The organism is Streptomyces sp. NPDC059248, from assembly GCF_042753905.1.
In the GTDB taxonomy this organism is placed as follows: Bacteria; Actinomycetota; Actinomycetes; order Streptomycetales; family Streptomycetaceae; genus Streptomyces.
The window spans coordinates 17,231-41,941 of record NZ_JBHYZV010000046.1; the positions used below are offsets into that span (position 1 = coordinate 17,231).

Annotated in this window: 23 protein-coding genes; 9 read left to right on the forward strand and 14 right to left on the reverse strand. The window is 73.8% G+C overall.

The features are described 5' to 3' along the window. Positions 1-90 precede the first annotated feature (90 nt). The 9 genes from ACFXG1_RS20485 to ACFXG1_RS20525 all read right to left on the reverse strand — a co-directional run bounded on the left by ACFXG1_RS20485 (position 91) and on the right by ACFXG1_RS20525 (position 10,232). Positions 91-264 (reverse strand): hypothetical protein, encoded by a 174-nt coding sequence (locus ACFXG1_RS20485; protein ID WP_384720913.1) that lies wholly within the window; start codon positions 262-264, stop codon positions 91-93. Continuing rightward, entirely contained in the window at positions 246-3,347 is a 3,102-nt protein-coding gene (locus tag ACFXG1_RS20490) for a hypothetical protein (protein WP_384743954.1), read from the reverse strand. Before ACFXG1_RS20490 ends, ACFXG1_RS20485 begins: the two co-directional genes overlap by 19 nt. A 271-nt stretch (positions 3,348-3,618) precedes the next feature. Beyond that, positions 3,619-4,464 (reverse strand): thiopeptide-type bacteriocin biosynthesis protein, encoded by an 846-nt coding sequence (locus ACFXG1_RS20495; RefSeq protein WP_384720902.1) that lies wholly within the window; start codon positions 4,462-4,464, stop codon positions 3,619-3,621. A gap of 192 nt (positions 4,465-4,656) precedes the next feature. Next, on the reverse strand, positions 4,657-5,016 hold the full coding sequence (locus tag ACFXG1_RS20500; protein WP_384720905.1) for a winged helix-turn-helix transcriptional regulator: 360 nt from the start codon (positions 5,014-5,016) through the stop codon (positions 4,657-4,659). A 186-nt stretch (positions 5,017-5,202) separates the two neighbouring features. After that, the gene (locus ACFXG1_RS20505) at positions 5,203-5,928 is read right to left on the reverse strand and encodes a class I SAM-dependent methyltransferase (RefSeq protein ID WP_384743957.1); all 726 of its coding nucleotides are present in this window, start codon (positions 5,926-5,928) and stop codon (positions 5,203-5,205) included. 77 nt (positions 5,929-6,005) lie between these two features. After that, positions 6,006-7,259 carry a nitroreductase/quinone reductase family protein gene (locus ACFXG1_RS20510; RefSeq protein WP_384743959.1) on the reverse strand — a complete coding sequence of 418 codons (1,254 nt, stop codon included), beginning with the start codon at positions 7,257-7,259 and terminating at the stop codon, positions 6,006-6,008. Between the two features lie 9 nt (positions 7,260-7,268). After that, on the reverse strand, positions 7,269-8,195 hold the full coding sequence (locus tag ACFXG1_RS20515) for an SDR family NAD(P)-dependent oxidoreductase (RefSeq protein ID WP_384714179.1): 927 nt from the start codon (positions 8,193-8,195) through the stop codon (positions 7,269-7,271). Continuing rightward, on the reverse strand, positions 8,192-9,280 hold the full coding sequence (locus ACFXG1_RS20520) for a type III polyketide synthase (RefSeq protein WP_384714176.1): 1,089 nt from the start codon (positions 9,278-9,280) through the stop codon (positions 8,192-8,194). The genes ACFXG1_RS20515 and ACFXG1_RS20520 overlap by 4 nt, the downstream gene beginning before the upstream one ends. A 1-nt stretch (position 9,281) precedes the next feature. Then, positions 9,282-10,232, reverse strand: a complete 951-nt coding sequence (locus ACFXG1_RS20525) for a prenyltransferase (RefSeq protein WP_384714174.1) — start codon at positions 10,230-10,232, stop codon at positions 9,282-9,284. Between the two features lie 157 nt (positions 10,233-10,389). Here ACFXG1_RS20525 and ACFXG1_RS20530 point away from each other — a divergent pair, with 157 nt between their 5' ends. From ACFXG1_RS20530 to ACFXG1_RS20545, 4 genes are all read left to right on the forward strand, one after another. Next, on the forward strand, positions 10,390-11,691 hold the full coding sequence (locus ACFXG1_RS20530; RefSeq protein ID WP_384743961.1) for a cytochrome P450: 1,302 nt from the start codon (positions 10,390-10,392) through the stop codon (positions 11,689-11,691). Positions 11,692-11,819: 128 nt separating this feature from the next. After that, entirely contained in the window at positions 11,820-12,890 is a 1,071-nt protein-coding gene (locus ACFXG1_RS20535; protein ID WP_384714168.1) for a polyprenyl synthetase family protein, read from the forward strand. Further along, on the forward strand, positions 12,887-14,764 hold the full coding sequence (locus ACFXG1_RS20540; protein WP_384714165.1) for a prenyltransferase/squalene oxidase repeat-containing protein: 1,878 nt from the start codon (positions 12,887-12,889) through the stop codon (positions 14,762-14,764). The genes ACFXG1_RS20535 and ACFXG1_RS20540 overlap by 4 nt, the downstream gene beginning before the upstream one ends. Then, the gene (locus tag ACFXG1_RS20545; protein ID WP_384714162.1) at positions 14,761-15,555 is read left to right on the forward strand and encodes a methyltransferase domain-containing protein; all 795 of its coding nucleotides are present in this window, start codon (positions 14,761-14,763) and stop codon (positions 15,553-15,555) included. Before ACFXG1_RS20540 ends, ACFXG1_RS20545 begins: the two co-directional genes overlap by 4 nt. On the opposite strand, the gene ACFXG1_RS20550 is transcribed toward ACFXG1_RS20545, so the two are convergent. After that, entirely contained in the window at positions 15,540-16,304 is a 765-nt protein-coding gene (locus tag ACFXG1_RS20550; RefSeq protein ID WP_384743964.1) for a L,D-transpeptidase family protein, read from the reverse strand. The genes ACFXG1_RS20545 and ACFXG1_RS20550 overlap by 16 nt on opposite strands. A gap of 241 nt (positions 16,305-16,545) precedes the next feature. Here ACFXG1_RS20550 and ACFXG1_RS20555 point away from each other — a divergent pair, with 241 nt between their 5' ends. The 3 genes from ACFXG1_RS20555 to ACFXG1_RS20565 all read left to right on the forward strand — a co-directional run bounded on the left by ACFXG1_RS20555 (position 16,546) and on the right by ACFXG1_RS20565 (position 19,643). Then, positions 16,546-17,736 (forward strand): alpha/beta hydrolase family protein, encoded by a 1,191-nt coding sequence (locus tag ACFXG1_RS20555; RefSeq protein WP_384743966.1) that lies wholly within the window; start codon positions 16,546-16,548, stop codon positions 17,734-17,736. A gap of 189 nt (positions 17,737-17,925) precedes the next feature. Beyond that, positions 17,926-18,342: a YciI family protein gene (locus ACFXG1_RS20560; protein WP_384724496.1), complete on the forward strand. Its 417-nt coding sequence runs from the start codon at positions 17,926-17,928 to the stop codon at positions 18,340-18,342. Then, positions 18,315-19,643: an RNA polymerase sigma factor gene (locus ACFXG1_RS20565; RefSeq protein WP_384743968.1), complete on the forward strand. Its 1,329-nt coding sequence runs from the start codon at positions 18,315-18,317 to the stop codon at positions 19,641-19,643. The genes ACFXG1_RS20560 and ACFXG1_RS20565 overlap by 28 nt, the downstream gene beginning before the upstream one ends. Before the next feature lie 292 nt (positions 19,644-19,935). Here the strand turns inward: ACFXG1_RS20565 and ACFXG1_RS20570 are convergent, their stop codons facing one another. Continuing rightward, a complete protein-coding gene (locus ACFXG1_RS20570) occupies positions 19,936-20,226 on the reverse strand; it encodes a hypothetical protein (protein WP_384723974.1) in 291 nt (96 codons plus the stop codon). Positions 20,227-20,309: 83 nt separating this feature from the next. After that, positions 20,310-20,642, reverse strand: coding sequence for a hypothetical protein (locus tag ACFXG1_RS20575; protein ID WP_384723972.1), 333 nt, complete (start codon positions 20,640-20,642; stop codon positions 20,310-20,312). Between the two features lie 255 nt (positions 20,643-20,897). On the opposite strand from ACFXG1_RS20575, the gene ACFXG1_RS20580 reads away from it, so the two are divergent. Both ACFXG1_RS20580 and ACFXG1_RS20585 read left to right on the forward strand, forming a co-directional pair. Then, a complete protein-coding gene (locus ACFXG1_RS20580) occupies positions 20,898-22,550 on the forward strand; it encodes a helix-turn-helix domain-containing protein (RefSeq protein ID WP_384743971.1) in 1,653 nt (550 codons plus the stop codon). Positions 22,551-22,564: 14 nt separating this feature from the next. Further along, a complete protein-coding gene (locus ACFXG1_RS20585) occupies positions 22,565-22,756 on the forward strand; it encodes a DUF5708 family protein (protein ID WP_384719053.1) in 192 nt (63 codons plus the stop codon). Here ACFXG1_RS20585 and ACFXG1_RS20590 read toward each other — a convergent pair. Both ACFXG1_RS20590 and ACFXG1_RS20595 read right to left on the reverse strand, forming a co-directional pair. After that, positions 22,729-23,265 (reverse strand): hypothetical protein, encoded by a 537-nt coding sequence (locus ACFXG1_RS20590; protein ID WP_384719051.1) that lies wholly within the window; start codon positions 23,263-23,265, stop codon positions 22,729-22,731. The two genes, ACFXG1_RS20585 and ACFXG1_RS20590, sit on opposite strands and share 28 nt — an antisense overlap. Further along, a complete protein-coding gene (locus tag ACFXG1_RS20595) occupies positions 23,262-24,695 on the reverse strand; it encodes an ATP-binding protein (protein WP_384743994.1) in 1,434 nt (477 codons plus the stop codon). The genes ACFXG1_RS20590 and ACFXG1_RS20595 overlap by 4 nt, the downstream gene beginning before the upstream one ends. Positions 24,696-24,711: the final 16 nt, after the last annotated feature.

The window sequence follows — 24,711 nt, forward strand, 5'->3', positions numbered from 1 at the left end:
GGCCGCGGTCGGGCGGTCTCCGGCCCGGCGGCGGCCGGGCACGGGCGAGCCGCCCGGCGGTGGCCGGGCAGCTCTGTGGTTCCGGTCGGGTCAGCAGATGCCGACGACGGCCGTGCAGATCAGCAGGGTGCAGATGCCGATCGTCATCGGGGCGTTGGCCTCGACGGTGCCCTCGGTGGTGACGCGCTCGTCGAGCTGGTCGATGAGCTGGTCGAGGTCGGTCATGTCGACGGCGATCGTGTCGGTCAGTTCGGCGATGGGCATGGGAACTCCTTCATTGATCCGGCCCGGTTCACCCGGGCTCCTTCTTCCTGTGGGGTGGTGACCGTCCCGGTGGCCGGAGCGCCGGAGGCGCCCGGACCGGGAACGACTGGGGTGAGCGCGGCGGCGGCGAGCGCGGCCAGCTCATCGGGGTCCCGTACGGGGGTGAGGGTCAGCAGCAGTTGCCCGGCGACGGCGGCGCCGTGGTGGGCCGCGTCGCGGAGGGTGAGCCGGCCGGGGCCCGGGAGCATCTCCTCGATCAGCAGCTCGTCACCGGGCACGGTCGCGCAGAGCCGTTCGATCAGCGTCGTCGCGGACGAGGCGGTGAGATCGACGGGTACGGGTTTGGCGGCGGCGGACGGGCGCACCAGGACGCAGCGGGGCAGCCGGGCGGCGCGGGTCAGGACGGCCAGGGCACGGGCCTTGGCGAGGTCTCCGGCGCGCGGCGGCCACAGCCGTTCGCGCGGTACGCGCCAGGTGGCGGGCGCCACCACCAGATCACCGCCGACGGTCAGTCGCGGGGTCCGCGATATCTCCCCGGTCGCGGGGAACGCGTGGGCGAATCCGTCGAGCCGGAGGGCGGTCGTGGCGGCGGGCGGGCCCGCGCGCAGCAGCAGCCCGGCGAGGGTGTCGTACGGCGGCGCGGGTACCCGGGTGGCGTGGTAGACGGGCAGCAGGCGCACCCCGCCGGGCCCGCCGGCCTCGGCGACGATCCCCGGCCCCGGTGCCCCGTCGGGGCCCGGCGGGCGGCGCAGGGTGATGCGGTCGAGCGGCAGATAGCGCTGCGGTGGCCCGCCGGGCGCGCAGTACGCCAGACGGTTGGGGTCGCCGGTCCACCAGCCGGTGGTGACGGGCCGTCGGACGGCGTTGGCGGCGCGCTCGCCCGCCGGGGGGAGCAGCAGCTCCACGAAGCGGGCCCCCGAGTGGCGCTCCACGGCGGCGAGGAAGGCGCGGTACGCGTCCACGGCGTCGTGGCGGCCGTGGAGGGCGCGGATCGCCTCGGCGAACCGGGCGTCGAGTACATGGGCGGCGGAGGCGGTTTCGAGGACGGCGACGGGACCGGTGGGTCCCGGCAGCGGGCGCAGCAGGCAGTCCAGCGGCCAGGCGGGCAGGATCTCGTCCGCCGGGGGCGCGCCGACGGAGTCGAGGAGCGCGTGGCCGATGTCGACGCTCTCCGGCGTGCCGTCCCCGACGAGCCGGCCGAGCCGGGCGAGCAGCCGGGCGTAGCCGGAGCGGGGGTCGTGGGCGGGGTGCCATCCCTCGTAGCGCCGGATCGGTACGGCGGCGGGCCCGCTGTCGGTGTCGGCGTCGGCGTCGGCGTCGGTGTCGGTGTGGAGCAGGTCGAGGAGGAGGGCGCCGAGGGGGCGGGGCTCCACGCCGACGGCGTCGACGAGGGCGCTCGGCCGGGGTGCCCCGGCGGCGCCCGCCGCCAGGTCCGCTGTGCGGAGGCCGTCCACCCGGGCGGCGACGGCCAGGGCCCGGCGTACCCGGTCGGCCGCGGCGGCCGGGACGGTGGCGTCCACGGTGCGGTAGGAATCGGTGAACCAGTCGTGCGCGCGGCCCGTCCCGGCGGGTTGGGCGACGACGCCGGGGCGGCGCACGTCCCGGGCCGGGATCCAGCCCCCGGTACGACGGCGCGGGGGCAGACAGGGCTGGAGGACCCCGAGGCGTACGAGATGGCCGAGGAAGCCGCGCAGGGCGGTGGCGCCGGCGGATCCGGCGAAGGCGCTCTCCAGATCGGCGAGGGTACGGGGGCTGGCGGCGAGCAGCCCCAGTACGGCGTCGAGCGGCGGGGTCCGGCGGACGGCGACGCGGCGCACCCGCCCCGGCTCCTCGGGGTCGACGCCGTAGCAGTGCAGTCGCCCGTCGCCATCGGTGGCGTGCAACGCCGCGGGCGCGACGAGGACGTCGGGATCCCGCTGCCACGCGTCGGCGTCGGTGAGCCGGGCGCGCAGCAGATGCACGTTCTCGGCGGCGGTGGCCGCGAGCGCCCCGACGACGCTCCCGGGCACCAACAGGGGCGGGCCGATGGGGTGGTCGGGGCGGGCCCGGTGCACGACGGGTTCCCGTCCGGGGGCGTCGCGACGAGCATCGCCGTCCGCGACCGGCTCGCATCCGGGCACATCACCGCCACCCGCACGCCGTCGCGCGGGACCGGCCACCGGGGTGGAATCCGGTACGGCGCCCCCGGGAGGACGGCCGTTCACCGCCGACCGGGGTCCGGGCAGCGCGTCCGGCGGTACGTCACCGGAGCAGGCGCCGAACCCGAAGGGCCCCGCGCCCCGCCCGGAGTCGTCCGGCGCGGGCTCGACCGGGATCGTGGCGATATGGCAGGCCCAGCCCCGGGGCGTCGTCTTCACGGACGCGCGGGCGATGGCGCGCCACAGATAGCCGGACCGCTTGCGCAGCCGCTTCCCGGTCCAGGTCTCGCCGTCGGCCAGGAAGCGGGCGATGTCGGCGACGAGCCCGGGGGTCGCGGTGTCGACGAAGGCCCGCAGCACGGGGCTCTCGTCGAGCAGCCGCCAGGCGAGCGCGCCCGCCCGTTCCCGCTCCGCGGCGAGTTCCCGCTCCAGGGTGGACTGCGCGGCGGTCGCCGCCCGGGTGGCCCGGAGCAGTTCGCCCGCCTCCCGGGCCAGTCGCTCGGGGACGGCGGGGAGCCGGGTCAGCAGTTCGCACTCCCCCGGCCTCGGCGCGGCTCCCGAATGCAGCCGCCTGCGCAGGGCCAGAACGGCGTGGCGTTCGGCGTCGGTCAGCCGAGGGTCGGGGACGATCGCGCTCAGGGCGGCGGCCAGTCGCCGGGCCTGCGCGGCGCGGCGCTCGGCTGACTCCGCGTGGTCGGCGAGCCGTTCGGTGAGCCGGGGGTTGCCCGCGGCGGTCCACAGGGCGCACGGCACCCCGGCGATCCGGACCAGCGCCGTACCGTCCAGCGGTGGGAGGGCTCCGTGTCCAGCGTTTCCGGCGCCGTCGCCTACGTCGTTGTCGTCGTCGTTGTCCGGCCCGTGCTCGAAGGTCCCGTGCTCCGCGCGATATCCGGGGCGCGGCCCCTCGGTGCCTCCGGCCGCCGCCGAGCCGGGCCTCGTGGACACCCCTTCGGTCTCGGGCGGCCCGGAGCGGGGACCGCCCGCGGCGGCTTCGGTCGCCGGCACGTCCGGGCGTCGTGCCCCGTCCCGCGGGGCACGACGCGCACCGCCGACGGGTCCGTTCTCCGACGGCCCGTCCACGGTGCTCCCCCGGTCCGCCGGCGCGGGACACGCCGGCTCCGCCGCCGCCGTGTGGGGCCGACAGCCGCTCGGCGCCGCGTCCTCGCGCGCCCCGGTCCCGGAACCCGCTCCGGACCGCCGCTCGTTCCGTGTCATGTCACGCCGTCCCGTCCGCGACGAGGGCCTCGGTCAGCAGACACTGGCGGCCGGCCGGGAGGGCTCCCCGGTTCCAGTGGAAGATCACGGCGTACGCAGCGGCACGCCGGGGACCCCGTACCGCGTCACCGCCTTCGAAGTACCCCGTACGCCAGCCGTCGGCGGCGCGGCGCACCGCGTCGCGGTGGACGCCGAGGGGTTCCCGCCAGATGTCCGGCAGGGCGGCGAGCGCCTCGTCACGGGGGCGGGCCCACCAGGCGCGGATGCCCTGCTCGGCCCGGTGCCGCTCGGTGTCGGCCGGATCGGCGGGGGTCAGGGCGCGCCCGGTGTCGGACCGGACCGCCTCCCAGACGCCCCGGTGTTCCCAGCCCACGATGTGCAGTCCGCCGAGGAGTTCGCGGAGCAGCAGCAGCGAGATCCGCCATCCGGCGGGCGGCCGGTCCTCCGCCGCGGCCCGGTGGCAGTCGAGCCAGGCCAGGGCGTCCGCGGTGAACAGCCGGTGCACCCATGGCATGGCCGCTTCGCCGCCGAAGAGATAGCTCTCGGGCTCGTAGACCGTGCAGATCGGCGGCGCCGTCAGCTCTCCCCGGTCGTACAGGACCTTTGTCCGCGTCAGCAGTTCGGCGCGGAGCGCGGGTACGTCCGCCGGGTCGGCGGCCTGGAACCTGACCCGCAGCCCGGGGGGCTTGTGCATGAAGAAGAACTCCCGCGCCCCGGCCGCCAGTACGTCCCGGGCCAGGTCCGCGAGGCTGCCGTACAGCCGCGGCGGCACCGGGGATCCGGGGGTCAGATTGACCTGGACCCAGCTGTCCTCCGGATATCCCGGTCCGGGAACCGTCGCCGCCATGGTCCACCCCCTTCGCGTCACGACCCATTCGCCTGCGTGGCGATCCTTCACATGGAGTTAATTTCCTGATATCCATGTGACTCAAACGAATGTCAGATTTAGTCGTATAATGCGAAAAGTGCTACGGGGTACGGCAGTCGACCGTCCCGACGGCCCGGTCGGCGACGCGGGACCGGCGTCGGGAATCCCTCCTCAGCCGCGGCGGTCGGGCTCCAACTCCTGCCACAGAACCGCGAGTTCGTCGATGAGGGGGAGCACCGACCGGCCTCTCCGCGTCAGCCGATAGCGCACCCGGGGCGCCGAACCACCGACATCGTGGACGGTCCGCTCCACGAGCCCCGTGACGACGAGCCGGTGCAGCGCCCGGTCCAGCGGTTTGTTCTCCGCAAGCCCCGTCGCACGGGCCAGTTCGTTGTGCCGGGTCGGCCCCTTGGCGAGCTGGGCCAGGATCGCGAAAGTCCACTTACCGGACAGGACACGCGCGGCCTCGTACGCGTCCCGCGCCTTCTGCTGCTCGTCGAGGTGATCCAGGTACTCCGGCAGGATGGTCATCGATTCGGTTCCTCCGTCCGACACACCGGCTGGCGGCTCGCGGTCGAGCCGTTCGGGAACACACGCACACCCCGGGCGGTTCGCGAACGGAACGGCGGCGCGCGGGGGCGAAGGCCCAGTGTCGCAGGGATTCCTTGAATGATCCTTGACCATATGTGCGATCGCATGCGGTACGAACCGGGGCGCTCAGTCCGCAACCCGGGCGCGGAACAGGGCGACCGAGCCCACCACCGCCACCGAGTGCGTGGCGAACGCGGCGTCCAGCGCCTGGTCGAGGTCCGCCAGCCGGTCCTCCCGGTTGCACATCACACCGAGCCGGTTGGCGAGCGCCAGCTGGGCTCTCGCCAGCCGGGTGTGGCGCGGGCCTTCCCCGAGGATGGTCGCCCCGAAGAGGGTGCCACCCGGCCTCAGGACCCCACGCGCGTGGTCGAAGACGACGGCCTTGTCGGGCAGGGCCCCCGGCAGACAGTGCAGGAGGTAGCACATACCGACGGAGTCGGCGGAGCCCGGTGGCAGGCCCCATGGCCGCAGCGCGTCGGCCCGGTGGAGCCGGGGTCCGTATCGCCGCAGCCGGTGGGAGGCCGTGGCGAGGGACGCGGGATTGAGATCCATCAGGGTGACCGCGGGACGCGGCCCGGGGAACCGGCACTCGTCGAGCAGCACCCCGGTGGCGACCCCGACGTCGAGATGGCGCGCGGATACCTCGGAGTCGTACAGCTCGATCAGCCTGCGCTTCGGACAGCGCCAGGTCAGTGGGGAGTTGATGCCGTATACGGCCGTGTCGTAGACGCGGAGGAAGGCCCGGGTGTAGAGGGCCTGCCCCGCGTGGACGGCCCGTTCCCGCCGGCGGTCCGCCGCCGTGCCGTCGTCGTCTCGCGGCGCTTCCGTGCCGCCGCCGTACGCCTTTTCCACCCGGCGTCGTCCCCCTTCGTGGTCCGGTGGACGGCCGGGCGCCCCGCCCGGCCGCTTCGTACGCGTGACCCGGCCGTTCAGCGCGTCCGCGGCCGGGGAGCCAGCCGGATCACGGGGATCTCCCGGGTGGTACGGCGCTGGTACGCGGCGTAGCCGTCGAAGTCGCGGACGAGCCGGGCCCACCACCGCCTCCGCTCCTCCGCGTCCAGCACCCGGGCGTGTACGGGCCAGGAACGGTCCCGGATCCGGATCGTGGCGTCCGGTTCGGCCAGCAGATTCCGGTACCAGGCGGGGTGCCCGGCCGAGCCCCGGTAGGAGGCGACGACGAGGACGTCGTCGCCGTCGTGGAAGGTGAACAGCGGTACCGAATAGGGCTGTCCGTCGCCACGGCCCGTGGTGGTGAGGATCCCCACTTCGTGGCCCAGCAGCCGGGTGCCGAACCGTCCGCCGGTGCGTTCGTACAGCCCGGTGTGGACAACGTTGTTCGCCCGCTGGGCCAGCCTGCTCCAGCGGGAGACCCGGCGGCCGGTGCTCCCGGCACCCCCGGTCACGGTCATGGCCACCGCTCCTTCCCCGGGACGGCCGTGCGCCGTCGCGGCCGATCCCGCCGTCGTCGTCTCCGGCCGGGCCGGGGACAGCCGGGCCGGGTCCTGGTCGCGCGGAGCGCGGTAGCGGTCCCACAGCAGGGTGGGGACGACCCAGAACGCGTGGGTCAGGACGAGGCGTTCGATGCCCGCGCCGTTCGCCCGCATCCACGACAGCCGTCCGCCGAGGGACGCCGCGGCGCCCGTGACCGCCGCGTTCCCGGTCGCCAGATGGGTGGCGCCGTAGACGACGCCGGTGATGACGGCCGCGCGGCGCGGCCCGTAACGGCGGCTCAGTCCGCCCTGGAGAAGCCCGCGCCAGAACAACTCCTCGCCCGGAGCGATGACCAGGGCCAGACAGGCGGTCATCGGGACCGGGCCGAGGCCCGAGGCCGCGGCGCTCAGATTCCGGGCGTCCCGGTCGAGCCGCGGCAGGGCGCGGCGGACCACGACCTCCGCGACGGCGCCCGCCACGAACGTCCCGAACCCGATCCGGAAGGCGGTCGCGACATCCTCCCGGGTGAGGGCCCGGGGCCGGATCGAACGGTCGGCGGCCAGGGCGGCGATGCCCGCGGTGCCGTGGGTGAGGACGAGGCCGGGCCAGTGCGCCCGGCTCGGCCCCCGGAACGCGGCGGCGAGACCGATCGCGGTGAAGGGGACCCCGGCCGCGGCCACCAGCCGCCCCGCGGTCCACGGGCCGCCGCGGGTCCCGGTGGTGCCATCGGTGTGTTCGCGCGGATCCGGCACGGCCGCCTCCTAACGCTGCTCGTCGGTGACGGATGGGAGGCCGCCCGCCGTGCCGTCCGGGGCGGCGGGGCGCCGCAGGGACGGAAACTTGGTGTGGACGCACCGCTCCCAGACGTTCGCGGACAGCGCGCGCCGCAGGGCCAGCAGGACATGCGCGTCGGGTCCGACGCGATAACGGGCCCGGGGACGCCGGGCCGTCACCGCCCGCAGGACGGCCGCGGCCACCTTCCCGGGGGGCACGCCCTTGGGCAGCCGCTCCGCCATCTGCCGCGTCATCTCGGCGACGGTGTCGCCGTACGGTCCGTTCGTATAAGCCTTCAGCTCCGGTACGTTCTCGCCCCACCGGGTGTCGATGGCGCCGGGCTGGACGACACTGACGCGTACCCCGAAGCGGCGCACTTCCAATCGCAGGGACTCGGAGACACCTTCCAGGGCGTACTTGCTGCCGTGGTAGGCGGCCCCCACGGGCAGGACCAGTTCGCCCGCCATGGAACCGACATTGACGATCCGGCCCCGGCCACGGGCCCGCATCCCGGGCAGGACGAGCTGGATCAGACCCACGGGGCCGAAGACGTTGGTGGCGAACTGGACCGCCCACCGCTCCAGCGGTACCTCCTCGCAGGGCCCGAGCTCGCCGTAGCCCGCGTTGTTGACCAAGGCGTCGACGGCCCCGTACACGTCGGTCAGCTCCCCCACCAGCTCCCGGCGGGCCGTGGCGTCCGTGACGTCGAGCCGGCGTACGACACAGCCCGCGTCGGCCAGTTCGCGCATCGCGCCGACGTCGCGCGAGGTGGCGACGGTGGTGAAGCCGCGGCGTACGGCCGCCAGGGCGACGGCCCGGCCCACGCCCGAGGAGCAGCCGGTGATCAGAACGGTCCGCCGGTCCGCGTCCGGCGCACGACCCCGCTCGCGGCCCGGCTCCGGAACGGCGGTCATACGAACACCCCCAGGGAGAACTCGGCGCTGACACCGGGCCCGAATCCGGCGACGAGACCGCGAGCCCCCGCGACCGCGGTCTCGCTCGTGAAGAGCCGGGCGAGGGCGTCGAAGACCAGGACGCTCGCCGTGTTGCCGTGCTCGGTCAGGGCGGCCCGGCTGAACCTGTGGTGGTCGGGGTCGAGATCGAGGTAGCGGGTGAGGTCGTCGAGGATCCGGGGGCCGCCCGCGTGCGCCACCACGAAGTCCAGCTCCCGCACGGACCGTCCGGTACGGGCCACGAAGGCGTCGATCCCGGGGGTGACATCGCGCATGGTGTCCCTTACCCGGCTGTCGAGCCGGAAGTGGAAGCCGGTCTCCTTGACCTCGTAGGAGATCCAGTCGGCAGTGTGCGGAATGGTCTCGGTGGCCGACCCCTCGATCCTCAGACCGTGCCCGCCGCCACCCTGCCCGTCGCCATCCGGGCCGCCGCCACCCGGCGCGTCGTCGCCCCGGACGACGGCCGCGGCGAATCCGTCGCCGAACAGCCCGGCCGAGAGCAGGGATCCGACGTCGGTCTCGGTCGGCTGGTAGCAGAGGGAGCAGAGTTCGAAGGCGACGATCAGCGCGTTGCGGTCCGGATGGGCCCGGCAGTACTGGGCGGACGCCCCGATCGCGCCGCTCCCCGCGGCACAGCCGAGCTGGGCGATCGGCAACTGCCCGGTCGCGGTGGAGAACCCCAGCTCGTTGATCATCCAGACGATCGGGGACGGCATGGTGAATCCCGTGCAGGAGACGAAGACCACGGCGTGAATCTCGTCGCGGGACAGCTCCGCGTGGGCGAGGGCCCGTTCGACGAGCTCCGGCAGATACCGCTTGACCGCGTTCCGGTACAGCGCGGCACGGGCCGGGACACCGGGGTGCCGCAGGGTGTCCTCCATCGGCTGGAGGATCCGCCGTGTCTGGACGCCGGTGTTCTCGATGAGCCGCAGCGCGGCCTCCAGCCGGGGATGGTCGGCATGGATCCGGCGCGCGCTCTCGATGGTGTCCTTGAGGGTGATCTCGTGGTCCGGGAACATCGTCGCGGGGCGGCAGAGCACAGGCACGTCAAATCCATTCTGCCAATGCGAAAAGGGCGAAGAACGAGGCGAGCAGCCGCGGCATGTGCAGCCAGGACGGCATGGTCGCCCCCAGTCGTGAACGCGCCACGGCGACCATGATCCAGATCGCGTACGGAAGGGTGATCAGCGGCGCCGCCGGGGCGAGCGCGTCCAATTCCCGGGCGACCAGGGCCATACAGAGATATGGTGCGGCCAGGAAAAGCACATAGGCCGTTTTGGCGGTACGGGGCGACATCCGCTGGGCGATGGTCCGTTTACCGGCCGCCAGATCCCCGCCGGTGTCCCGGAGATTGTTGTGAAACATGATCACCACGAACAGGAATCCGGCGGCCGCGGCACTGAGCCAGACCGGCGCGGTGAGCTGTTCCACATTCACCCAGATCACGACGCCCACCACGAAGCAGCCGGTGAGCAGGAAGTCCATCACCTCACCGAGCGCTCGGTGGCCGATCGGCGACGGTCCGCCGGAGTAGAGGAGGGTCGCGAAGGCCAGCGGGATCACCAGGACCGACAGCGGGCTCGTCGTGTAGAGGAGATAGCTGAACCCGGCCGTGGAGACGGCGAAGCAGCTGAGCCCCACCAGCCGTACTCGCTCCATGGGAAGTCCCAGGTCGAGGGCGCTCCCGGGACGGGCGTTCCCGGGTCGGTCGACCCCGCTGCGGTAGTCGTCGTAGTCGTTGATCAGCCGGCGGCTGATGCTCTCCGGGATGAACAGGGCCAGGGTCAGCAGGGCGCGCGGCGGCGACAGCGTCCCCAGATGGCGGGCGACGGAGAGGGCGAAGGCCGCCTGCAGCAGAACGACGGCGGTCATCGGCAGCGCGAGTGCGGATATCCAGGCGCGAATCGACCCGGCCGACGCCTGCCCCGTCCTGTTCGGACTGTTCGCACTGTTCGCCACGGTCGGCTTCGACGGTCCTCGGGCCCGGGATTCGGACATGTGGAACTCCCCACTTCGACGGCGTCGGCGGGTCCTGGGGCACAATTCGAGGACGCTAGGCGAAGGCCGGACAGAACGTCCAGAGACAGCGTTGTCCGCTGGGGACATCACTGTCCTTATCGCTCTGACGGACGACTGGTAGCGTGACCGGCCGTTCGTGTTCTCCGATGACGGGGTCGCCGTGTCTCCTGAAATGCAGAACGAGCAGCAGACGGCCGAAGAGCCTTATCCGTTCGGCACGTACGACGGGCTTCTTCTCCATTCCCGTTACCAGCGGGTCCGGGCGGAAGGGCGGCTGTGTCCGGTACGGATGCCCTACGGGGACCGGGCGCTCCTGGCGACCCGATACGCGGATGTCAGGGCCGTGCTCGGCGACCCGCGGTTCGGCCGGACGATACCCGCCGGTCTCGACCAGCCGCGGGTCACCCCCGAGGTCCTTCCTCTCGGTCTGATGGAGATGGACCCGCCCGACCACACCCGGATCCGGCGGCTGATCGCGTCGGCGTTCACCCCGCGGCGCGCCGAACGGCAGCGTCCGTCGACACGGCGGCTCGCCGAACGCCTCATCGACGACATGATCGCGTCCGGCGGCTCCGCCGATCTGGTGAAGGGCTTCGCCTTTCCCCTGCCGATCGGGGTGATCTGCGATCTCCTCGGCGTGCCGTACGACGACCGGGACGAGTTCCACACCTGGGTCGTGGCGATGAACGAACTGGCGTCGGGGCAGGCCGACGAGTCCCGGATGGAGAACATCGGCCGGATGATGGCGTATCTCTCCGGACTGATCGCCGAGCGGCGCGCGGTGCCGACCGACGACCTCATCGGGAAGCTGGTACGGGATACCGACGAGGGCGCCGAGGAGAACGACCGGCTCGGCGATGACGAACTCGTCTTCCTCAGCATGCTGCTGCTGGTCGGCGGCTACGAGACGACGGCGAACCAGATCGGCAACTTCGTCTATCTGCTGCTCACCCACCCCGACCAGCTGGAGCTGCTGCGCCGCAGGCCCGAATTGCTGCCGGGCGCGGTCGAGGAGCTGCTGCGCTACACCCCGCTGGCCGTCTCCGCGATGTATCCCCGGTACGCCAGGTCCGAGGTCGTGCTCGGCAACGAGGACGAGGCCGGGACCGACCGGTACGCGGAGGCCGGGGACGCCGTGTCCGTCGTGGCCGAGGGATGTCCGGTCCTCACCTCGACCGCGGCGGCGAACCGGGATCCCCGGGTCTTCCCGGACCCCGACCGGCTCGACATCACCCGTGACGCCGCCGGGCATCTCGGCTTCGGTCACGGCGCGCACCACTGCGTGGGAGCGTCGCTGGCGCGGATGGAGTTGCAGGTCGCGCTCGGGCGGCTGCTGGAACGGCTGCCGGGGCTACGGCTCGCGGTCGGCCCCCGCTCGATCGCGTGGCAGCCCAATCTGCTCTTCCGCGGCCCCGTGGAACTCCCGGTCACCTGGTGACGGGACGGCGGGCCGCGGTACGGCGCGCCCGCCGGAACGGCGCCGTACATCCGTACCGGTGCCGCAGGACGGACGACCAGCAGTCCCGGCGGCCCGCGCCGCCGGGACCAGGACCCCAGGGGGGCAGGATGGACCACGCACCGCCGCCGGCCCCGGTGGCCGCAGGCACGACGACCGCGGCGCGCTCGGTACTCGGCCGGCTCGAACCCGACCTCCTGCGCGTACGGCGGTCCGTCGTGGCCGCCGCCGCGGCCGGTCTCCCGACCGCCGACGCGCCCTTCACCCACTACGTACGACGCCAGGGGCGGCTCTTCCGACCCGTTCTCACCCTGGTCTCCGCCTATGTGTGCGACGGTCCGCGCACCCCGTCCCAGGGGGACCGGCTGATCGCCGCGGCGACCGCCGTCGAGCTGCTGCATCTGGCCACGCTCTGCCACGACGACCTGTGCGACCGGGCCGCGACCCGCCGCGGCCACCCGACGGTCAACGCCGAGTTCGGCGACGACGCGGCGCTGCTGGCGGGCGACCATCTGATCGCCTGCGCCATGTCGGTGCTCGCCGGGATCGGCGGCGACGCGACCCGGATCGCCGGGGAGACCCTCAAGGAGCTGTGTCTGGGGCAGCTGCTCGAACTCGACGCCGTCCACCGGCTCGACCGCACCGAGGGGGCGTACTTCACCGTTGTCTCCGGCAAGACGGCGGCACTGATGGCGGCCTGCGCGCGGCTCGGCGCCTCGGCCGCCGGGGCGTCCGAAGCCGACCGGGACATCATGGCCCGGTTCGGCCACAGCCTGGGGGTGGCGTTCCAGATCTGGGACGACGTCCTGGACATCTGGGCGCCGCCCGGCATCACCGGCAAGCCGCCCGGCAAGGACGTCGAGAACGGCGTCTTCACCCTGCCCGTGATCCACGCGTTGCGGCAGGGCGGCACCGAGCTGCCCCGGCTGCTGACCCGCCGTCCGTTCACCCCCCGGGACCACGAGGCCGTCGTCCGGGAACTCGACCGGCTCGGATCCCGGCGGTACGCCGTCGAAGCGGCGCGGGCGCGGATCGCGGACGCCCTGGCCGGGGTGCGGGAGCTGGGCTCGTCCGTGGACGCGGTGGCCCCGCTCGTGGAGGTCGCCCGGCATCTCATGCCCGAGATCGACCATCTGCTGCCGCAGGGCCCCGGCCCGGACGGCGAAGGGACGGCACCATGAGCACCGAAGCGGCCCGCGCGGACGACTGGGCGGCGCTGGCGGCGGCCCGGAGCGCCGTCCGGGGCACGCAGGACGGCGAGGGCGGGTGGCCGGGTGAGTTCGCCACCGGCGGTACGTCCTGGGAGTCCGCGGACATCCTGCTGCGGCACCTGCTCGACGCGGTCGACCCGACGCACGTCGCGGCCCAACGCAACTGGATCGTCTCCCAGCAGAACGACGACGGCGGCTTCCCCCTGTGGACCGGCGGCCCTTCGAAACCGTCGGTCACCGTCCTGACCCATGTCGCGCTCCAGCTCGCCGGGTACGACGACGACCGGGAGCGGCTAGACCGGGCCGCGCGGTTCGTCCGGGCGAACGGCGGGATCGAGGCCGCCGAGTTCATTCCCACCCGGTTCTGGCTGGCGTTCGCGGGCGTCACGAGCTGGGACGAGGTCCCGGCGGTGCCGCCGGAGCTGATCCTGCTGCCGTCCTGGTTCCCCGGCAATGTGAACGACTTCGAGCCACTGGCCCGGGAGATCGTCGTCGCGGTCGGCATCCTCGCCGGCATCCGCCCCGTACGCCGGCTGCCGATCGACGTCGAGCCGCTGCGGCGCGACAACCCCGCGGCCTTCTCCCCGCGTACCGCGGTCAACCGGGCCGCCGCGGGCGCGGCACTGGGCACGGCCCGCGCCCTGCGGCGTCTCTCGCCGCCGCCCCTGCGGCAGGCGGCGCTCCGGCGGTCGGAGCGGTGGTTACTGAGTCGGCAGGAGTCCGACGGAAGCTGGGGCGGCACGTGGACCGAGACCATGGTCGTCGTCCTCACTCTCTGGTCCCTGGGATACGGCTCCGGGCACCCCGTCGTCCGTAAGGCGCTGGACGCGTGCGCGAGTTATGCCATCGAGCACGGGGACACCCGGCGCGTCCTGGTCTTCCCCTCCACGGTCATGAACACGGCGCTCACCCTGCGCGCGCTGGCCGCCGGGGGCGGGCGCGCCGGATCGGATCCCGTGGTCGACCGGGCCGTCCACTGGCTGATGACCCACCGCAGCGACAGCACCCACAACGCGCCCCACCCGCCGGCCATGGTCTGGGACTACGAGGGCATCCCCACCATCAACCCCGACGTCGACGACACCGCGATGGTCATCGCGGCACTCCACCGTCTCGACGTGCCGCGCTCCCCCGAGGTCGCCGCCGCGATCGCCGAGGGGCTGCGGTGGATCCTCGCCGGGCAGTCCCCGTCCGGCGGCTGGACCGGATACGGCGTGGACCACTGGTCGCTCCTCGGCAAGGGCGTCCTGGCCGGTATCAGCTTCATCGAACAGCCCTCCCCGTGCGTCACCGCGCATATTGTGGAGACACTGCACCTGGAGGGCCTCGGCTGGCACCCGGCGACCCGCCGGGCCGTCCGCTGGCTCCTCGGCCGGCAGGAGCCCGAGGGTTCCTGGCCCGCCCGCTGGGGTGGCCGGCTGTACGGCACGTCGCAGGTCCTCGTCGCCCTCGCGGCGGCAGGTTACGGCAGCGGGCACCCGGCCGTGGCCGCCGGCATGGAGTGGATCTACCAGCACCAGAACGACGACGGCGGCTGGGGCGAGGACATCCCGTCCACCCTGGGCACGACGGAGCACGGCACGGGCGAGAGCACGGTGGTCCAGACGGCCTTCGGTGTCGTCGCCGCGTACGCCTCCGGGCTGGTGGACGCTCAGCGGGTCGAGGCCGCGGTGGCGTATCTGCTGAAACACCAGGACGACGACGGCGGCTGGTCGGACACCCGTGAGTGGTTCGTCGTCATCCCCAACAACGTGTACTCCCTCGACCAGGCGCTCACCAACGCCTTCGCCCTGTGGGCGCTGGCGCTGCACGCCCGGCACACCGAGCGGAAGGACCTGCCGTGACCGTCACCGACGTCGCCGAGTACGACGCCTGGTCGTCCCTGTGGTGGCGCCGCCGCGGCCCCTTCTCGACTCTCCGCTGGCTGGCCCGCGCCCGCGCCTCCCACGTCCCGCCCGCCCGCCGCGACGACGCGGTCCTCGTCGACGTCGGCTGCGGCGGCGGGCTGCTCCACCCCTTCGTCGCGGACAGGGGATACCGCCATATCGGCATCGACATGTCCACGAAGAGCGCGGAGGTGGCGACGCGCCACGGTGTCGACGAGGTCCTGATCGCGGACATCTCCGCCCCGCTCCCCCTCCCCGACGCCTCCGCCGACGTCGTCACCGCGGGCTGCTGCCTGGAACACGTGCCCAACCCGGAGGACGTGATCGCCGAGTGCTGCCGCGTCCTGCGCCCGGGCGGCACTCTCATCATGGACACCATCGCCGACACCCTGTTGGCACGGCTGTCCGTCATCACGTTCGGCGAGAACGTCCCCCTGATGTTCGCGGCCCCCAAAGGCACCCACGACCACCGCCTGTTCATCTCCCCGTCCCGGGTCGTCACGGCCTGCGCGGAGAACGGCGTCCCGGTGACCCCCTTCGGCCTGGTCCCGAAGGCGGGGCAGCTGACGGCCTGGGTGGCGGGGCGGTGGAGCGGCGACGTGGGGATCCGCCGGGTGCGGAGCACGAGCGTCATCTACGGGGTGGTGGGGGTGAAGTCACCGGTGGGATCGACACCGGACTCCACGGACTCCACGGGCTCGTCAAGGACCGGAGGCCGTGCGGATTGGCCGGTTCAGCGGGCCAGGTAGCCGGCCGGGCCCATGACGATCAGGGGGGCGTCGGCCGGGCGGAGGGCACGCAGGAGGGTTTTCATCGCCGGGCGGGAGAGGGCGACGCAGCCCTCCGTACCGCCGCCGTGGCCGATATGGACCCAGATGCCGCCACCGCGCGATGCGCCAAGGGGGCGGGTCCAGTCGGACGGCGTGCGGCCGGGGACGCGGTTGTAGTCGATGGCGACGACGTGGTCGAAGGCCCCGGCCTTCGGTTCGTCCTCGAAGTTCAGGCCCCCGACGCGGTAGATCGGGTCCCGGTGGTAGGGCAGTTCGGTCCCGGGGTCGGGGAGCCGTCCGCCCGCGTCCGTGAGGGTGAAGGTGCCGATCGGGGTCCGCAGATCACCCTGGACGTGGTGGCCGGTCCAGCCCCGGTGTCCGTTGCGGGCGGGCCAGACGGGGGACTCGGGGCGCCAGCCGCGGGCCGGGTCACGGCGGTAGAGGACGGCCCGGGCGTGGTTGGAGTTCTCGGCGTCGCCGGTGACGACGAGTACCTGACGGGTCCCGGCACCGACGGTCCTCCGGGTCGCCGGGCCGAGCCCGGGTATCTCGGCGGGGCGCCGTTCCGTCGCCGACGGCGACGGGCGGGGCGGGCCGCCCGCGCGGGTCGTGGGCGCCGCCGCCCGGTCGTCGTCGGCGTCGCCCGCCGAGCAGGCGCCGAGGAGAGCGGAGGCTCCGACGAGGAGCGCGGCACGGCGGGTGCGGGGGTGTTCGGGGATCGGCGTCATCACTGCTTCCGGGGGTTTAGGGCCTGGTACGGCCGGTTGCGGTGGCCGTTTCACGGGTAACGGGGCGGGCGGGCGCGGCGGTTGCCCGTACCGGTGGCGCTGGCCCGGGGATGCGACGAGAGGTGGAGCGGGAGTCCGCCCCAGGTCGCAGCCGGGGACGGCGCGGATGGGACCCGGGGTGGAGCGAGTCGGGCCCCGGAGCTGATGATCAAGAACCGTCCCGGGGCCTACCGTCCTGGACATGACCTCCATCCGACGCGGCCCGGTGGCCGCGCTGCTCGCCCTGGCCATGACCCTTCCCCTGGTACAGACCGCCGTCGCGGCGCCCGCCGCCGCGCCCGCCCCGGTCTCCCGTGACGCGGTGGCCCGGCAGGCCGAACTGCCCCGGCCGACCGGCCCGTACGCCGTCGGTGCGAGCACCCTGCCGCTGGCCGAGAACGGCCGTACCGACCCGTGGGTGCCGGAGTCGGGCGCGCGGCGGACACAGGTGACGCTGCACTACCCCGCCGTCGGCGGCACGGGCGGCGCGCCCCGGCCGTATATGACGGTCGAGGAGGCCCGCGCGCTGATCACCGCCATGGAGCTGCTGCCGCCGGGCAGTGAAGGGCCGCTCTCCGCGACCCGGTCCTGGGCGCGGCAGGATGCCAGGCCGGCGAAGGGACGGTTCCCGCTGGTCGTGCTCTCGCCGGGGTTCGGGGGGCCGCGGGTGAGTCTGACCCATCTCGCCGAGGACCTGGCGTCCCGGGGCTATGTGGTGGCGTCCGTTGACCACGCCTACGAGTCGGTGGCGACGACGTTCCCGGGCCGGGGGCTGCTGCCGTGCGTGGCCTGTCAGAAGGTCGGGACCGGGGAGATCTCGTACGCCGACGTCACCGCCGCGCGGGCGAAGGACGTGTCGCACCTCATCGACCGGCTGACGGGCCCGCGGCCCGTATGGAAGCACGCCGGGATGATCGACTCGCGGCGGATCGGGATGGCGGGCCATTCGATCGGCGGCGCTTCGGCCGCGCACACCATGGCGACCGACCCGCGGGTGGACGCGGGCGTCAACATGGACGGCAGCTTCTTCGTACCGATCCCCGCGGACGGTCTGAAGGGCCGCCCGTTCCTGCTGCTGGGGGCCGAGGACGGGGCGCCCGGCAGCGGGGACGCCAGCTGGGACGCGGGATGGCGGCAGCTCTCCGGCTGGAAACGCTGGCTGACGGTGACCGGGAGCGCCCATGACAGCTTCAGCGACGCGCCGGTCCTGGCCGAGCAGCTCGGCGGTTCACCGGGCGGCCCGGGGCTGAGCGGCGACCGGGCGGCCCACCTCAATCGTGTCTATGTCGCGGCCTTCTTCGACCGGCACCTCAAGGGCGCGTACCGCCCGGTGCTGAACGGCCCGGCCGCCGCCCATCCGGAGGTCGTCTTCCACGCCCCCGGCCGCCGCTGAACCCGCGCCTTGGGAGGTCGTACGGCCCGACACGCGCAGGTGTCCGTACGGTACGGTCCGCGTCCGGTGCCCCCGGTTACAGTCTCCCGGACGACGGATCGCCGCTCGTGTCGATCCGCGGCACCCCCCGTACGACCTAGGGGTGAGAGGGTCCGAGCCGCGGACCCGGATCGTCCGAGGAGCCGGATCATGAAGTACATGCTGATCATGCGGGCCACCCAAGAGGCGTTCGCGAAGATGGCGGGCACCGATTTCGACGAGATGCTGACGATCGTCGGCCGGCACAACGACGAGATGATCCGCGCCGGGGTGCTGGTCGCGGCCGAGGGGCTCGACCCGGACGGCGGGGTGATCGTCGACTACGCGTCGGAGCCGCCCCTGGTGACGGACGGCCCCTACGGGGAGACCAAGGAGCTGTTCGTCGGGTACTACGTCCTCAATGTGGCGTCGAGGGAAGAGGCCGTCGAGTGGGCCAGGCGCTCACCGATCACCGGCGCCGGTCTCACGACCGAGATCCGACGGGTGACCACCATCGACGAGTTCCCGCAGGACAACCAATGGGTGCAGAAGGAGCGGACGTGGCGGGAGGCCACGGGCCAGCTCTGAGCGGCAGCGGTGGTCCCGGCCCGGCGGGCCGGGACGCCGTCGCCGCCGTCTGGCGGATCGAGTCGGCGCGGATCGTCGGCGCGCTCGCGCGCTGGACCGGCGATTTCGCGCTGGCCGAGGACCTGGCCCAGGAAGCGCTGGCGGAGGCGCTGGTGACCTGGCCCCGGGACGGTGTGCCCCGGCGTCCCGCGGGATGGCTGCTGACGGTGGGACGGCGCCGGGCGATCGACGCGTTCCGCCGCCGGGCCGCGCTCGACGAGCGGTACGCCGTCCTCGCCCACGACCTGGCCGAGGGCGGCGCCGTCACGGGCGGCCCGGCCGCCGATCCGGACGGCGGCGATGTGCTGTGGGATCCGGACCGGGTCGACGACGACGTCCTGGCGCTGATGTTCACCGCCTGCCATCCGGTGCTGTCGCGGGAGGCCGGGGTCGCCCTGACCCTGCGGGTGGTCGGCGGTCTGACGAGCGACGAGATCGCGCGGGCGTTCCTGGTGCCGACGGCGACCGTGCAGGCACGGATCACCCGGGCGAAGAAGGCCCTGCGGGCGGCCGGGGTGCCGTTCGCCGTGCCGTCCGCGGCGGAGCGCGCGGAACGCGTCGGCCCGGTACTTGGCGTGATCTATCTGATCTTCACCCAGGGGTCGTCCGCCGCCACCGGCGACCGGCTGATCCGCTTCGATCTGGCGGGTGAGGCGCAGCGGCTGGCGCGGGTGCTGAGCCGACTGGTGCCCGAAGAGCCGGAAGCCCACGGTCTGCTGGCGCTGCTGGAGCTGACGGCGGCGCGATTCCCCGCCCGGGTGGGCCCCGACGGGGACGCGATCCTGCTGGAGCGGCAGGACCGGCGGCGCTGGGACCGGGCGGCGATCCGCCGCGGCCGGGCCGCCCTGGCGCGCGCCGGGCGCGCGGGCCGCGGTCTGGGCGCCTACGGCGTCCAGGCGGCGATCGCCGAGTGCCATGCCGTCGCCCCGTCCGTGGCGGAGACCGACTGGCGGCGGATCGTCACGCTGTACGACGCCCTCGCACGGCTCGCGCCGTCACCGGTGGTGGAGCTGAACCGTGCCGTCGCCGTGTCGATGGCACGGGGTCCGGCGGTGGCGCTGCCGCTCGTGGACGCGCTGGCGGCCCGGGGCGCGCTGACGGGCTCCCGGCTGCTGCCCGCCGTACGGGGCGAACTGCTGGCCCGGCTGGGCCGGACCACCGAGGCGCGCGCCGAGTTCGCCCGGGCGGTGGAGTGGTGCGGGAACGACCGTGAACGGGCGGCGCTGGAGCGTCGTATCGCGGAGTTGGACGGGCCCGGCTGAATGGGCGGCGGGCCGGTACCGGCCGATCCGCCGGGCCCGGTGCCGGCGGACCGCGCCGCCCGGCGCCGAACGCCGTGGTGGTGCCGGCGGACGGCCGGACGTCCCGGCCCGGGCGGCGTCCGCCGTGCCGGACCGTGGTGGGGCTGTTGCCGCGCCCTACGGGGACACCCGCCCCCGGCCCGGGCCCGGGCCCAAGTGGTCACCATCGGCCCCGCCTGACCGGCCCCGGTGCGGGCCGCGGGTCCCGTCCGGTCGAGAGGATCGGACGGGACCCATGGCCGGCCCCGGTGGGTCAGCGGGTGCAGTTGATCGCGGCGTAGCCGTCCCACCAGCCGTACCCGGCCCGGTCGGAGTAGGCGTAGAGCAGCACGCACTGTTCATGGGTGTATCCGGAGATCAGCGCGTGCCGACGAGCCGTGTTCTCGGCCTCCCGCTTCGCCTTGCCGGAGCTCTGCTCGTACGAGGTGGCCGTGAAGACCTGCGCCTCCTTGGCGTCGGCGTCGGCGTGCGCGACGGCGGGTACGAGCGTGACGAGGCCCGCGATGGCCAGGGCGGCGCCGCCCCGGATGAGCGTACGAGTCATTTCGGTATCCCCATTCCTGGTGGAAGAGTTGCTGGAAGAGTTGCTGGAAGTGCGGTGGAAGTGCTGGTGGACGTCGGTGTGCTTCAGCGCTGGCAGAACAGTTCGGCGGTCGCCGAGTACACGCCGCCACCGACCGACCTGACCTGGGTCGCGCGGACATGGCAGTGGTTCGCCTGCCAGCCCGCCGACTGCGCGGCCTCGTAGGCCCGCCGGATCGCGCTGTCCACCGCCTGGCCCTGCGAAGTGCCCAGCGCGGTGCCGGTGAACGTCCTTACCTCGGCCGGGACGGACCGCTGTTGGGCGGCTTCGGCTCCCGCCGGGGCCGCCTGGACGGAGGTGACACCTCCGACGAGGAAGGCCGAGGCGGCGACGGCCACGGCGGTGGAGCGCAGATACGACGAGGACGAGCGGGCCACAGGGACTCCTCGATGGTCGCTTCGACAACCGTCGGAAACGGGCGTCGCCGTCTTCGACGACGTGTTCCTTCACCGAACGGCGTCTGAGGGATTCGGCCGAGCGGCCGGCTTGACGGTCCACAGCTTCGGCAGCCCGGCGGACGGCGGGCAAGCGCTGCGGGATCGGGTGCAACGGTGGAACCATTCCACCCCCGGTGACGTGGGATCACTCGACGGGGGTGGAATGCCGCCCCGACACGTTGGGGGCGGGGACGGTTGAGCGCTCTGGAGTCGGATACGGAGGTGTTCGCGCGTCGGCTGCGCGAACTGCGGGAGGCGTCGGGGCGCAGTTACGGTGCCTTGGCCCGCCGGGTGGGGGTCAACGCCTCGACCCTGTACCGCTACTGCTCCGGTCGGACCGTGCCGCTGGACTTCGTCGCAGTCGAACGGCTGGCGCGGCTGTGCGGCTGCCAGGGCGAGGATCTCGTATCGCTGCACCGACTCTGGGTGCTGGCGGACGGGGAGCGCCGCAGACGTCAGGCGTCGGCGGCGGCCGGAGCGCGGCAACGGAGCGCGGCGGGATCGTCGGAGGCGTTACCGGGGCAGGGCGGCGGCGGGTGCCCGGCGGGCCCCGAAGCCCCTGAGGCGTCCGAAGTCCCGGAGGGCACCGGGACGGCCGCCGCCGTGGGAGGTTCGTCCGCGGTAGCCGTCGTGCCGGCGGAGCGGTCGGCCGAAGGGCCCCGGCCGGCGGCGGCCGGGTCCACCGTGTCGCCGGGAGGTCCACGGCGAAGGCGCCGGACCGCCCGTGCCACCGGCCTGGTCGCCGCCGCGACCGTCCTCATCCTGTTTCTTCTGTCGGCGTTCGAGTACTCCCCGTCCTTCCGGGAAGGACCGGTGGGCCGGGAACGCGCCACCGCTCCGCGGGGCACGGGCACCCCCGCCGTCCCCGCCGTCCCCTCCGGATCCGCACCGGGCCCGTCCGCTTCACCCTCCTCATCGGCTTCGCCACGGGATACGGCCGCGGGACCGCCGGCCCGCCCCTCCGCCGCCGCGGGTCCGCGCCGCACCGGCTCAGCCACCGCGCCCCGGAAGTCTCCCGCGGCCTCGGAACCCCCCGGTGGCGCCGCGCCGTTCATCTGGAGCGTCGACCACCACGTCTGGGCGGCCGACTGCAACCACGCCTATATCGTCGACCGCCCGCCGGCGGCGGTCCCCCCGCCGCCCGCCATGGCCGACTCCGAAGCCTGGGCCCGCGCCCTCGGCGCGGTGCACAAGGGCGACACCCTCATCAGGGTGACCGTCCAGGGCCGCGGTGAGCGGACGGTGGCACTCCGGGCGCTCCGGGTCCGGATCGCCGACCGGCGTCCCCCACAGCGTCGGAACGTCTACTGGACGGGTCCGCCCTGCGGAGGGGCGCTGGCCCCCCGGAGTTTCGCCGTCGACCTCGACGCCACCCGCCCGTCGGCCCGTCCGATGCCCGGGTACGACTCCGGGGCGGAGATCCCCGCCGTGTCGTTCCCGTACCGGGTCTCGGCACGGGACCCGGAGGTCCTTCTCGTTGTCGGCCGCACGGTGAACTGCGACTGCGACTGGTATCTGGAGCTGGGGTGGAGCAGCGGGGACCGCTCAGGGACCGTACGGATCGACGACGCCGGACTGCCGTTCCGCACGAGCGGTGTCCGGGACGGACCCGCCTACCTGTACGACGACGGGACCCGGCGCTGGGTCCCGGCCGATGGCGGTGGCGGTGGCGAGGACGAGAGCGAGAGCGAGAGCAAGGGCGAGGGCACCCGCCCACACGGAGTAGGAAGCCCCGTCGTCGTCCGTCGAACGATGCAGCGCGAAATCGTTCGGGCGGCCGACGGTCCGCTCTCCGTACCGCTCCTACGATCGAAGCCTCCCCCGACGAACCGCACGCGAGTGCCGTAAGGAAAGGGCCAGCGATGAGGCCTGCCCGCAGGAATCTGACCGATGGAACCGTGACCGCCCTCGCCGGTCTCGCCTTGATGTTGTTCACCGACGGGGTCGAGGTCCCGGTCGTCACCCTCACCAAAGTGGGCGTGGTCATGATGGCCATCGGCGCCGCCGGAGTGCTCGTCGGCCTCGTTCAGTCGAGGAAGTCCGAGCAGACGTAGGGACCGACCTGGCCGGCTCGGGCTCGGAGGGTGACCCGGATGTCGTCCGTCCGCTTCGTTTCGCGCCCGTCGGTCACGGCCCGTGCCCTGGCGAAGGTGCACACGAGTTGTCCCATCAGGTTCCGGTCCCTCGGCTCCGTGGGCGACAGCTCGTCATCGGGGACCGTGACGGCGACCGTGTCGCCCTCGTAGACGGCTTCGAACCGGAAGTAGGGATCGTCGCGCACCAGTGACACCAGTCCGGCCGCGCGCTCCACCTTCGACGGGCCCATGGTCAGTTCCTTGATGACGACGGCGGGATACGCGAGGTCGTCGGCCGTCAGATCCGGGCGTGGTACGGCCTCCAGGCGTCCGGTCGGGGAGACGAAGTACATCCGCATCCCCTTGGTCAGCCCGCCGGGGGCCTGCCCGCCGTCGAGGACCCCCGTGGGGCGGACCCCGCATCCGGCGACGAGCACGGCGGCCAGTGCCGTCAGGGCGAGCCGGGTCGCCGGGCGTACGGCGGTCATCGTGTCTCCTCGGGGGCGGGGCGGCGGGGCAGCCGCAGGGTGAACAGGGCGCCGCCGTCCGGCCGGTCGGCGGCGACGACGGTCCCGCCGTGCAGCCGGGCGTTCTCCAGGGCGATCGCGGTGCCGAGTCCGCTGCCCTCGGAGCGGGTCCGGGCGCTGTCCGCCTTGTAGAAGCGGTCGAAGACATGGGGAAGCACATCGGGCGGCAGCCCCGGGCCGCGGTCGGCGACCTCGACGGTCGCCCCGCCGGCGTCGGCGGCCAGGGCCACGGTGACGGGTTCGGCCCCGTGCCGCAGGGCGTTGCCGACGAGATTGGCGACGATCACGTCGAGCCGCCGCCGGTCCACCGGCAGGGTGACGGCCGGACCCGGTTCGAGGCGTACCCGGTCGGTCCAGCCGCGCAGCGACAGGGTGGCGCGGACGGCTTCCGCGAGATCGGTGTCGGACACATTGAGCCGGGCCGCGCCCGAGTCGAAGCGCGACATCTCCATCAGGTCCTCCACGAGCCGGGCGAGCCGGGCGGTCTCCTCGGTGACCGTGCGCGCGGCGCGGGCCGAGTCCGGGGGGAGCGATCCCGCGTCCTCGTCGAGGACGGTGGCGACCATCGTCATCGCGGCGAGCGGGGTGCGCAGTTCGTGCGAGACGTCGGCGACGAAGCGCTTGGCCCGGGCGTCCTGTTCGCGCAGTTCGGCGACGGACGCCTCCAGCGCGTTCGCCGTCTCGTTGAAGTCGCGCGCGAGGTCGGCGAGTTCGTCCCGGCCCCGGACCCGGACCCGGGACGAGAGGTCACCCGCGGCGTGTCTGCGGGTGGCCCGGCCGAGTTCGCGTACCGGACGCAGTACGGTGCCGGCGGCCAGCAGCGCGAGGACGACGGCGAGCAGCACCACCGGCACCATGGCGTCGCGGACCGCGGCGAGCACCCCCGTGGTGTGCTCCAGCTCCGCCCGCAGGGATACGACGGCGAAGACGTCGAGGCCGGAGGGGCGGGCCGTGTCGGTGGTGACGGGGGTGCCGACGACGAGATACGGGCTGCCGCGCCAGTCGACGCGCTGGAAGCTGATCCGGTCGCGGGTGCGGACGGCTTCGCGCAGGGCGGGGGTGATCCGCGTCCGGTCGGCGGACGGGTCGGACGCCCCCGTCAGCGACCGGTACCGGGTCACGACGAGGGCGCCGTCGCCGAGTCCGTCCGCGATCCGGTCCGCGAGGCGGGACAGGGCGACCCCGTCGGCCGGGATGTCGAAGTCGGCCGCGGCCTGCTCCATCCGGTTCCGGAAATCCGTCAGGACCGCGTTCTGTTTGCGGTCCAGGACGGCGTTACGGGACTCCCGGTACGCGAACGCGGTCGCGGTCAGCCCGCTGACCAGGGCGACCAGGACGAAGGCGACGACGAGCCGGGTCCGCAGCCCGCCGAACCAGCGGAGCCGGCGCAGCCGGGGGCGGCGCGGG

What these genes read in the sequence shown, in the direction of transcription:
- ACFXG1_RS20555 (WP_384743966.1), top strand. Translation starts at nt 16,546, where the DNA reads ATGACCTCCATCCGACGCGGCCCGGTGGCCGCGCTGCTCGCCCTGGCC.
- ACFXG1_RS20485 (WP_384720913.1), bottom strand. Translation starts at nt 264, where the DNA reads ATGCCCATCGCCGAACTGACCGACACGATCGCCGTCGACATGACCGAC.
- ACFXG1_RS20570 (WP_384723974.1), bottom strand. Translation starts at nt 20,226, where the DNA reads ATGACTCGTACGCTCATCCGGGGCGGCGCCGCCCTGGCCATCGCGGGC.
- ACFXG1_RS20500 (WP_384720905.1), bottom strand. Translation starts at nt 5,016, where the DNA reads ATGACCATCCTGCCGGAGTACCTGGATCACCTCGACGAGCAGCAGAAG.
- ACFXG1_RS20560 (WP_384724496.1), top strand. Translation starts at nt 17,926, where the DNA reads ATGAAGTACATGCTGATCATGCGGGCCACCCAAGAGGCGTTCGCGAAG.
- ACFXG1_RS20515 (WP_384714179.1), bottom strand. Translation starts at nt 8,195, where the DNA reads ATGACCGCCGTTCCGGAGCCGGGCCGCGAGCGGGGTCGTGCGCCGGAC.
- ACFXG1_RS20525 (WP_384714174.1), bottom strand. Translation starts at nt 10,232, where the DNA reads ATGTCCGAATCCCGGGCCCGAGGACCGTCGAAGCCGACCGTGGCGAAC.
- ACFXG1_RS20585 (WP_384719053.1), top strand. Translation starts at nt 22,565, where the DNA reads ATGAGGCCTGCCCGCAGGAATCTGACCGATGGAACCGTGACCGCCCTC.
- ACFXG1_RS20495 (WP_384720902.1), bottom strand. Translation starts at nt 4,464, where the DNA reads ATGGCGGCGACGGTTCCCGGACCGGGATATCCGGAGGACAGCTGGGTC.
- ACFXG1_RS20590 (WP_384719051.1), bottom strand. Translation starts at nt 23,265, where the DNA reads ATGACCGCCGTACGCCCGGCGACCCGGCTCGCCCTGACGGCACTGGCC.
- ACFXG1_RS20550 (WP_384743964.1), bottom strand. Translation starts at nt 16,304, where the DNA reads ATGACGCCGATCCCCGAACACCCCCGCACCCGCCGTGCCGCGCTCCTC.
- ACFXG1_RS20535 (WP_384714168.1), top strand. Translation starts at nt 11,820, where the DNA reads ATGGACCACGCACCGCCGCCGGCCCCGGTGGCCGCAGGCACGACGACC.
- ACFXG1_RS20540 (WP_384714165.1), top strand. Translation starts at nt 12,887, where the DNA reads ATGAGCACCGAAGCGGCCCGCGCGGACGACTGGGCGGCGCTGGCGGCG.